This is a genomic window from Geodermatophilus chilensis, from assembly GCF_002802985.1.
GTDB classification, from domain to species: domain Bacteria; phylum Actinomycetota; class Actinomycetes; order Mycobacteriales; family Geodermatophilaceae; genus Geodermatophilus; species Geodermatophilus chilensis.
Window position 1 is genome coordinate 20,426 of the sequence record NZ_NVPT01000061.1, and the last position, 9,399, is coordinate 29,824.

The following is a 9,399-nucleotide window of genomic DNA, read 5'->3' on the forward strand; positions in this document are numbered from 1 at the left end:
GACCGACGCTATCGGGCGCCGGTCACGGCACGCGGTCACCGGCGCGCAGTGGGGTCACGGTCGCGACGGGACCGTCACCGTCCACCAGCCACGCCGTCCCGTGCCCGGCGACCCGCGCCCCCTCGCCGTCGACGTGGACGGCGGTGTCCTCGTCGAGCGCCAGCCCCCGGGCCGGGCCCGTCCTCCCGGCGGCCACGGCGGTGAGCAGCCGCGGCAGCGTGCCCCACTGCGCGCAGTGGACGTCGACCGTCCACGGCACCAGCCCCAGCCCGGCCACGAGTGACACCTCGTCGAGGTCCTCGGCGGCATCCTCCGGGCAGACGCGCACCCCACCGTCCCGCCACCCACCGACGACGGCCCGTCCCGCGGCCACCGCCGCCCCGGCCGAGAACCCGGCGCAGGGCCGCTCCCCCTCGGCCAGCCACGTGCGCAGCTCCTCCGCCGCCGGCGCCAGTGCCGCGGCGTAGGCGGGGGTGAGCCCGCCGCAGACGAGCAGCGCGTCGGCGTCGCCGAGGGCGGCCGGGTCCAGCCGGCCGCCCAGTGGCACCAGCAGCGGGACCGGCTCGCAGCGGGCGGTGCGGCGCAGCACCTCGGCCCAGCGGACGAACTCGGCCTCGCCGTCCCCCTCGTCGAGGACCAGCGCGGCGACGGTGGGCACGGCGCCCGCGGCCTCGAGGAACGGCCCGTACAGGGCCGCGGCCGCCGAGGGGTCCCAGCCCCCGCCGATCAGGTGGACGGTGCGCACCGCAGGGCCTCCTCGCAGTCGCCGACGAGCCGCGACAGTCTGCCCTGCGGTGGACGCACTTCTGCGGTCTGATCGATCCATGTCTGATGGGCACACGAGCCAGGAGAACGTGCCGGCGCAGCCGCCGACCGGGGTGGGGCTGGAGGGGCTGCGCACGGCGGCCGCCGGGTGCAAGGCGTGTGAGCTGTGGCAGGGCACGACCCAGACCGTGTTCGGCGAGGGGCCGGAGACCGCCCGCATCGTCTTCGTGGGCGAGCAGCCCGGAGACCAGGAGGACCGCAAGGGCGAGCCGTTCGTCGGCCCGGCCGGCCGGCTGCTGGACCGGGCGCTGGGCGACGCCGGTATCGACCGTCGTGACGCCTACATCACCAACGCGGTCAAGCACTTCCGGTTCAAGCCGACCCCCAAGCGGCGGATCCACCAGACCCCAGGGCCCGAGCACCTGCGGGCCTGCCGGCCGTGGCTGGAGGCCGAGTTCGCCGTCCTGCAGCCGGAGGTGGTCGTCTGCCTGGGCGCGACGGCGGCCAAGGCGCTGATCTCGCCGTCCTTCCGGATCACCAAGGAGCGCGGCCGGCTGCTCCCCTGGACCCCGCCGGGCGTGGCCCGCGCCGAGGCCGGCGACGACCGCCCCGCGGACGACGACGAGGACGCGCCGCACCAGACCTGGATGCTGGCGACCACGCACCCCTCGGCGATCCTGCGCACGCCGGACGAGGCCCGGGCGGCCGCCTACGACGCGCTCGTCGCCGACCTCAAGGTGGTCGCGCACGCCCTGGCCTGAGGGAGGGGTCGGAGCAGGAGGTCACTCAGGGACGCGGGTACCGGCGACCACCGCGCCGCAGGTCGGGTGAGCAGTTGCGGTCGGCGGCACGCAGCGACACGCCGGGTGCGGCGACCGCAACTGCCCACTCAGCAGTCCGCATCCCCGGAGGCGGGCGCACACGCACTGGTGTGACACGCCGGCGCTCCCAGCGGAACTAAACTGGACCGATCCGTTATGAAGGTGTCGACTCCGGCCGGTCCTCGCCACTCTCGGGGGCGGGCGAGGCCGGCCGGGTCCCCGCCGTCGGCACCGTGTCCTGGACGGAGCGGGAGGCGCGGAAGAACCAGAACGAGGGCACGACCAGCGCGACGACCACCATCGCGACGACGACCACCACGCCGCCGGAGACCATCGCCGTCGTGACGCCCGCGGCGCTCGCGATCGCGCCGGCCCGCAGGTCCCCCAGCCGCGGCCCGCCGGCGACGACGACGAGGAACACGCCCTGCATGCGCCCGCGCATCTCCTCCGGCGCGGCCAGCTGCAGCATCGACGAGCGCAGCACCGCGCTGACCATGTCGCCGGCTCCGGCCACCGCGAGGCAGAGCACGGCCAGCCACAGCGTCGGGGCGAACCCGAAGCCGATGATCGCGATGCCCCAGACGACGATCGCGACGAGGACGACCGCGCCCTGCCGGTCCACCCGCGACACCCAGCCCGACGTCAGCCCCATGAGCAGCGCGCCGATCGAGATGCCGGCGAACAGCCAGCCCAGACTGTTGGGCGAGTCGGCGTAGCGGCCCTCCGACAGCTCGGGGAAGACCGCCTGCGGCCAGGCGAAGAGCATCGCGATGACGTCGACGACGAAGGTCATCAGCAGCACCGGCTGGGTGCGGAGGAAGGTGAAGCCCTCGGCCACGCCGCGCACGGCGGCGCCCAGCCGCAGCGGTCCGGCGTCCCGCCCCGGAGGCAGCGGCGGCAGCCCGCGCAGCAGCAGGACCGCGGCCAGGAAGCCGAGTGCGTCGACGGCGTAGGCGACCGGCAGGCTGCCGACGGCGATGAGCAGGCCGGCCAGCAGCGGACCGACGATCACCCCGGCCTGGCGCACGGTCATCGCCAGCGCGTTGGCGGCCGGCACGCCCTCGGCCCCGACGATCGCCGGGATGACGGCGCTGCGGGTGGGCTGGTTGACCGCGGTGAACCCGGAGACGCAGGCGGTGAGCACCCACAGCAGCGCCAGGTCGCCGCCGCCGGGCAGCAGCGCCTGCACCGCGAGCAGCGCGCTGGTGACCGCCGAGCCGACGCCGGTGACGAGCATCAGCCGCCGGCGGTCCATCGAGTCGGCGATCGCGCCGCCGAGCAGGCCGAAGACGATCAGCGGCACCAGCGCCACCACCGAGGTGACACCGACCAGCAGGGAGGAGCCGGTGAGCGCGTAGACCTGGTACGGGACGGCGACCAGTGTCATCTGCTGGCCGAGCATCGTGGCCGCAACGCCCCAGAACAGCCGGCGGTAGTCCGGGTTGCGCAGCGGGGTGGTGTCGATCGCCCAGGCGCGGCGCTGCCTCGGCGGCACCGGCACCGGTTCCTCGACCGGTCCGCCGCCCTCGACGGGGTCGACCGGGTACGGCGCCGGGCCCGGTGGGTCCGCGGGACCGCTCACGGGGTCATCCGTCCGCTCCCGCCCGGCTCCGCCGACGGATCAGCCGCACTGCTCACGGGGCCAGCCGCTGGACGACCCAGCCGCCACCCTCCGGGTCGTCGCGGACGAAGCGCAGCCGGTCGTGCAGCCGGTCGGCGCCGCCCTGCCAGAACTCCACCGAGTCGGGCACCACCCGGTAGCCGCCCCACACCAGGGGCCGCGGCAGCTTCTCGCCGGCGGTCTCCGCGTCCAGCCGGCGCAGCCGCTCGACCAGCTCCTCGCGGGAGTCGACCGTCGTCGACTGGATCGACGCGGCGGCGGCCAGCTGCGCGGCGCGGGGTCGGGGGTCCCACAGGTCGTCGCTGGCGGCGTCCCCCACCCGCTCCACCCGGCCGGTCACCCGCACCTGCCGCTGCAGCGCGTGCCAGGGGAAGACGAGGGCCGCGCGCGGGTTGACCGCGAGCTGGGCGCCCTTGGCCGAGGCGTAGCTGGTGACGAAGACGAAGCCGGCCTCGTCGTAGCCCTTCAGCAGCACGATGCGCGCGTCCGGGGCGCAGTCGGCGTCGGCGGTGGCGACCACCACGGCGTTCGGCTCGGGCAGCTCCGCGGCGACGGCGTCGGCGAACCAGCGGTCGAACTGCTCGACCCAGGTGGGGGCGAGGTCGTCCTCGCGGAGGCCCCGGGTCTCGTAGTCCCTGCGCATGCGGGAGAGGTCGGGCACGACCTCCATGCTGTCACTCGCCGGCCGCGCGGGATCTGCACAGTGGTGGTCACCGGGTGCCTGATGACCGCCACCGGGCAGATCCCGCGGGTGGGAACACCCGACCTGCCCGCCCCGGGTGTCCCGGGCGCGCCGGCACGGCCTAGGGTCGCAAGCGCAGTCGTGCGCCGCCTCCCGTGCGCGCACGAGCCCCGCGCGCAGAGGAGCATGCGAGATGGCCGACGACTTCGTACCCGGCCTGGAGGGCGTGATCGCCTTCGAGACGGAGATCGCCGAACCGGACAAGGACGGCGGCTCGCTCCGGTACCGGGGCGTCGACATCGAGGACCTGGTCGGCAAGGTCACCTTCGGCAACGTCTGGGCGCTGCTGGTCGACGGGAAGTTCGGCCCGGGCCTGCCGCCGGCCGAGCCGTTCCCGATCCCGGTGCACAGCGGCGACGTCCGCGTCGACGTGCAGGCGGCGCTGGCGATGCTGGCCCCGTTCTGGGGCTACCGCCCGCTGCTGGACATCGACAGCGAGACCGCCCGCGAGCAGCTCGCCCGCGCCGCCGTCATGGCGCTGTCCTACGTCGCGCAGTCCGCGCGCGGCATCGGCACCCCGGCGGTCCCGCAGGCGCGGATCGACGAGGCCTCCACCATCGTGGAGCGGTTCATGGTCCGCTGGCGCGGCGAGCCCGACCCCCGCCACGTCGCCGCCGTCGACGCGTACTGGACGTCGGCCGCCGAGCACGGCATGAACGCCTCCACCTTCACCGCCCGCGTCATCGCCTCCACCGGCGCCGACGTCGCCGCCGCGCTGTCCGGCGCCATCGGCGCGATGTCCGGCCCGCTGCACGGCGGCGCCCCCTCCCGGGTGCTGCACATGCTGGACGGCGTCGAGCAGACCGGGAACGCGGAGAAGTACGTCAAGGACCTCCTCGACCGGCACGAGCGGCTCATGGGCTTCGGCCACCGGGTCTACCGCGCCGAGGACCCGCGCGCCCGGACGCTGCGCAAGGCGGCCAAGGAGCTCGGCGCCCCGCGCTTCGAGGCCGCGCTGGCCCTCGAGCAGGCCGCGCTCAAGGAGCTGCGCGAGCGGCGTCCCGACCGGCCGATCGAGACCAACGTGGAGTTCTGGGCGGCCATCGTCCTCGACTTCGCCGAGGTGCCCAGCCACATGTTCACCTCGATGTTCACCTGTGCCCGCACCGCCGGCTGGTGCGCGCACATCCTCGAGCAGAAGAACACCGGCCGCCTCGTGCGCCCGTCGGCCCGCTACATCGGCCCCGGCCCGCGCAAGCCCGAGGACGTCGAGGGCTTCGACACCATCAAGACCAAGGCCGTCAACGAGCCCGCGCCGGCTTGAGCCGGCAGCACCACCTCCGACGGCCCGGGTCCGCACCAGCGGTCCCGGGCCGTCGTCGCTCCCCACCCCGACCCTGAGAGGCAGTCCTCCCGGATGAGCATCACCATCCCCGCCGACCTCCTGCCCTCCGACGGCCGCTTCGGCTGCGGCCCGTCGAAGGTGCGCCCCGAGGCCCTCGAGGCGCTGGCCGGCAGCGGCGCCACGCTGATGGGGACCTCCCACCGGCAGGCCCCGGTCAAGGGCCTGGTCCGCCAGGTGCGCGAGGGGCTGACCGAGCTGTTCGACCTGCCCGACGGCTACGAGGTCGTCCTCGGCAACGGTGGGACGACGGCCTTCTGGGACGCCGCGATCATCGGCCTCATCCGCGAGCGCAGCGCCCACGGCACCTACGGCGAGTTCTCGGCGAAGTTCGCAAGCGGCGTGGCCGAGGCGCCCTTCCTCGCCGACCCGGTGATCGCGAAGGCGCAGCCCGGCTCCCTCGCCCTGCCCACCGCCACCGACGGCGTCGACACCTACGCGTGGGCGCACAACGAGACCTCCACCGGCGTCATGGCCCCCGTGCAGCGGCCGCACGGCACCGACGACGCGCTCGTGCTGATCGACGCCACCAGCGCCGCCGGCGGGCTGCCGGTCGACGTCAGCCAGACCGACGTCTACTACTTCGCCCCGCAGAAGAACTTCGGCGGGGACGGCGGGCTGTGGGTGGCGCTCATGTCGCGCGACGCCCTGGACCGGGTGGCCGAGATCAAGGGCTCGGGCCGCTGGGTCCCCGGCTTCCTGGACCTGTCCATCGCCGTCGACAACTCCGCCAAGGACCAGACCTACAACACCCCGGCCGTCGCCACGCTCTTCCTGCTGGCCGACCAGGTCCGCTGGCTGCTGTCCCTCGGCGGGCTCTCCGGCGCCGTGGCGCGCACCCGGGACTCGTCGAACCGGCTCTACGGCTGGGCCGAGCAGTCGCAGTTCGCGACGCCGTTCGTGGCCGACCCCGACCAGCGCTCCTGGGTCGTCGGCACCGTGGACTTCGACGAGTCGGTGGACGCCGCCGAGGTCGCCAAGGTGCTGCGCGCCAACGGCGTCGTCGACGTCGAGCCCTACCGCAAGCTGGGCCGCAACCAGCTGCGGGTCGGCATGTTCCCCGCCGTCGAGCCGGACGACGTCAGCGCGCTGACCGCCTGCATCGACTTCGTCGTCGAGAAGCTCTGAACCCGGGTGCGGGGGCGCGACGTCCGCGCCCCCGCACCTGCGTGTCGACGCCGACACGCCGCACCGGTGCTGACCGGTCCCGGCACCCGCGGTGGACCGGGGCCGACGGGCTGGCAGCATCGGCGGCCGTGAGACGCGTCACCACTGCCCTCGCCGTCCTCGGGCTGGTGCTCACCGGCACCGGCACCGCCCAGGCCACCCCGGCCGACGGCCCGGCGCCGCCCGGGCCGGTCGCGCTGGGCGACCCGCGGTTCACCGCCAACGTGATGGCGCCGCTGAAGGTGACCGACTGGGCCGCATTCGAAGCCGACCTCAAGACCGTCGCCGCCTACGGGGTGGACGCGGTCAGCGTCGACGTGTGGTGGGGCGACGTCGAGGGCGCGGCGGACAACCGCTTCGACTGGGCCTACTACGACCGCGTCTTCGCGACCATCACGGCCGCGGGCCTGGACCTGGCGCCGATCCTCTCCTTCCACCAGGCCGGCGGGAACGTCGGCGACGACTACACGAGCCTGCTGCCGTCGTGGCTGTGGGAGAAGTACGCCGGCGTCACCCACCGCGGGGTCCGGCTCGGCCCGACCGGGCTCCAGCACCGCAGCGAGCAGGGCAACCACAGCCGCGAGAGCGTGCAGGGCTGGGCCGACCGCGTCGTGATGGACGAGTACCGCGACTTCACCCGGGCCTTCGAGCGGCAGTACGGCGACCGCTACGCCGACGACGTCGTGGAGGTCAACGTCTCCCTCGGCCCGTCCGGGGAGCTGCGCTACCCGTCCTACAACCAGCACGACGAGGGCACCGGCTACCCGACCCGCGGCGCCCTGCAGGCGTACTCGCCGCTGGCCGTCCGCGACTTGCAGGCCGTGACCCTGCGCCGGTACGGCTCGCTGCAGGCGGTCAACCGGGCCTGGGGCACCGACCTGCGGTCGGTGCGGGAGATCGGTCCCCCCGCGAACGCCGAGGTCTTCTTCACCTCGCTGGCCTATCGGGACACGCAGTACGGCCGCGACTTCGTCGACTGGTACAACGGCTCGCTCGTCGACCACGGCGAGCGGGTGCTGCGCACGGTCATCGCGACCCTGGGCAGGGACTTCCCGGAGGCCGACATCGGCTACAAGGTGCCGGGCATCCACTGGTCGATGACCAACCCCGACCACCCGCGGGCCACCGAGGTGACCACCGGGCTGGTCCAGACCAGCGTCGACCTCGACTCGTGGGCGACCGGGCACGGCTACCAGCGGATCGTCGAGCTGGCGAACCGCTTCGACGGGGGACGGCGCGAGGTGGTGCTGCACTTCACGGCGCTGGAGATGGACGACCAGGACGTCGCCCCGCAGTACTCCCTGGCCCAGACCCTGGTCGGCTGGATCGGCGACCACGCGCACCGCGCCGGCGTCGAGCTCAAGGGCGAGAACGCGCTCGCCGGCGGCGTCCACTCCGACGAGGGCTGGGACAACATCGAGGAGGCCTTCGCGGAGTGGGGCTACCTCGGCCTGACGGTGCTCCGGATGAGCGACGTCGCCTCGGGCACCGGGCAGCGCCGATACACGGAGTTCATCGCGGAGTACCGCCCCGAGGCCTGAGCCGGCCGCAGCGCCCGCGCCACGCCGGGCGAGCCTGCCGACGCGCTCCCGCGCGCGCGGATAGCCTCGCAAGCGGACTCTCCCATCCCGGGGCCGGTCCGCCCGCCGTCCCGACCCGAGCACCGACCCAGGAGGCCGCCCATGCGTCAGCTGCGGCTGGTGGCGCTCTCCGACGACGGCAAGAGCCTCGTGCTCGCCCTCGACGGCGCCGAGCCCGGCGAGGAGGGCGAGCGCTTCGAGCTGCCGATCGACGAGCGGGTCCGCGCCGCCGCGCGCGGGGACGCCCGCCGGCTCGGCCAGATCGACGTGGAGATCGGCGCGACGCTGCCGCCGCGGGTGATCCAGGCGCGCATCCGCGCCGGGGAGACCCCCGAGCAGGTGGCGCAGGCCTCCGGCATCCGGGTCGAGCGGATCATGCGCTTCGCCCACCCGGTTCTGCAGGAGCGCGAGCGGGTGGCCGAGCAGGCGCGCGAGGCCCGGGTGCGGCTGTCCGAGGGCCCCCCGTCGGTGCCGCTGCAGCAGTTCATGTCCGAGCGGCTGCGGCTGCTCGGCGCCGACCTCGACGCCGTCCGCTGGGACGCCCACCGCGCCGGCGACGGCGTCTGGCAGGTCACCGCGGCCTGGCAGGCCGGCGCCAAGTCCGGCGTCACCCGCTGGGCCTACGACGTCCCGGCCCGCACCGTCACCCCGGTCGACGCGGCCACCACCGACTTCGCCGAGGGCACCCGCCTGGTGCGCGTCGTCCCGCACGTGCCGACCGAGCGGCCCGCACCGGTGCGCAGCCGGCCGGTCGTCGTCGTCCCCGACGACGACGGCGTCGCGGCCCCCGCCTCCTCACGGCTGGCCCGCGCCGAGGACGACGACCCGGCCGGGGACGACGACGTGCGGCCGGTGCTGCCGGCCGACAGCGTCCCCGCCGCGTCCCGCCGCACCGACGCGCCCGCCGACGAGGACGACATCAGCGAGCACGACACCGTCGTCCTGGGCCGCCCGGGTGGCGACGGGGACGACGACGAGGACCCGCGCGCCCGGATCCCGGCGTGGGAGGACATCGTCTTCGGGGTCCGCCGGCACCGCTGATCTGCGGCCCCCCGACGGCGACGAGCGGCCCGGGGGGCGGCCGGGGTGCTGCGGACCGGTGGCCGCCGGACCAGTGACGCCGACCACCCCTCGCGGGGTGTGTCCGCGCGGAACTGCCGGGTACCCCGGAGACATGTCAGCCTCGGTGTCCATGCCCCTCGGCGGCGTGCAGGTCGGTTCCTTCGACAGCTACGAGCAGGCCCAGGCCGCCGTCGACTTCCTCTCCGACCAGAGGTTCCCGGTCGAGAACGTCACGATCATCGGGTCGGACCTGCGCCAGGTCGAGCGGGTCACCGGCCGGCTCACCTGGGGCCGGGTGC

Annotated in this window: 9 protein-coding genes; 6 read left to right on the forward strand and 3 right to left on the reverse strand. The window is 74.8% G+C overall.

What is annotated here, in order from left to right; genetic code table 11:
- Positions 1 to 22: 22 nt before the first annotated feature.
- Positions 23 to 745 carry a type 1 glutamine amidotransferase family protein gene (locus CNO22_RS27660; RefSeq protein ID WP_157936919.1) on the reverse strand — a complete coding sequence of 241 codons (723 nt, stop codon included), beginning with the start codon at positions 743 to 745 and terminating at the stop codon, positions 23 to 25.
- A gap of 79 nt (positions 746 to 824) precedes the next feature.
- On the opposite strand from CNO22_RS27660, the gene CNO22_RS12160 reads away from it, so the two are divergent.
- Positions 825 to 1,526: a UdgX family uracil-DNA binding protein gene (locus CNO22_RS12160; protein WP_100499623.1), complete on the forward strand. Its 702-nt coding sequence runs from the start codon at positions 825 to 827 to the stop codon at positions 1,524 to 1,526.
- Positions 1,527 to 1,740: 214 nt separating this feature from the next.
- Here CNO22_RS12160 and CNO22_RS12165 read toward each other — a convergent pair whose 3' ends face one another.
- Entirely contained in the window at positions 1,741 to 3,168 is a 1,428-nt protein-coding gene (locus CNO22_RS12165; RefSeq protein ID WP_232806983.1) for an MFS transporter, read from the reverse strand.
- A gap of 52 nt (positions 3,169 to 3,220) precedes the next feature.
- Positions 3,221 to 3,877 carry a pyridoxamine 5'-phosphate oxidase gene (gene pdxH, locus CNO22_RS12170; RefSeq protein WP_100499624.1) on the reverse strand — a complete coding sequence of 219 codons (657 nt, stop codon included), beginning with the start codon at positions 3,875 to 3,877 and terminating at the stop codon, positions 3,221 to 3,223.
- Between the two features lie 205 nt (positions 3,878 to 4,082).
- Here pdxH and CNO22_RS12175 point away from each other — a divergent pair, with 205 nt between their 5' ends.
- From CNO22_RS12175 to CNO22_RS12195, 5 genes are all read left to right on the forward strand, one after another.
- Complete coding sequence (locus tag CNO22_RS12175) at positions 4,083 to 5,213, forward strand: citrate synthase 2 (protein WP_100499625.1); 1,131 nt, start codon at positions 4,083 to 4,085, stop codon at positions 5,211 to 5,213.
- Between the two features lie 93 nt (positions 5,214 to 5,306).
- The gene (gene serC, locus CNO22_RS12180; protein WP_100499626.1) at positions 5,307 to 6,419 is read left to right on the forward strand and encodes a phosphoserine transaminase; all 1,113 of its coding nucleotides are present in this window, start codon (positions 5,307 to 5,309) and stop codon (positions 6,417 to 6,419) included.
- Between the two features lie 128 nt (positions 6,420 to 6,547).
- Positions 6,548 to 7,999 (forward strand): family 14 glycosylhydrolase, encoded by a 1,452-nt coding sequence (locus CNO22_RS12185; protein WP_100499627.1) that lies wholly within the window; start codon positions 6,548 to 6,550, stop codon positions 7,997 to 7,999.
- Positions 8,000 to 8,140: 141 nt separating this feature from the next.
- Positions 8,141 to 9,079 carry a septation protein SepH gene (sepH, locus tag CNO22_RS12190; RefSeq protein WP_100499628.1) on the forward strand — a complete coding sequence of 313 codons (939 nt, stop codon included), beginning with the start codon at positions 8,141 to 8,143 and terminating at the stop codon, positions 9,077 to 9,079.
- A 133-nt stretch (positions 9,080 to 9,212) separates the two neighbouring features.
- Positions 9,213 to 9,399: general stress protein (locus CNO22_RS12195; protein ID WP_198588280.1), on the forward strand; the 187-nt coding region annotated here is incomplete at its 3' end.

Coding starts and splice junctions, on each gene's coding strand:
- CNO22_RS12160 (WP_100499623.1), top strand. CDS start 825: ATGTCTGATGGGCACACGAGCCAGGAGAACGTGCCGGCGCAGCCGCCG.
- pdxH (WP_100499624.1), bottom strand. CDS start 3,877: ATGGAGGTCGTGCCCGACCTCTCCCGCATGCGCAGGGACTACGAGACC.
- CNO22_RS12175 (WP_100499625.1), top strand. CDS start 4,083: ATGGCCGACGACTTCGTACCCGGCCTGGAGGGCGTGATCGCCTTCGAG.
- serC (WP_100499626.1), top strand. CDS start 5,307: ATGAGCATCACCATCCCCGCCGACCTCCTGCCCTCCGACGGCCGCTTC.
- sepH (WP_100499628.1), top strand. CDS start 8,141: ATGCGTCAGCTGCGGCTGGTGGCGCTCTCCGACGACGGCAAGAGCCTC.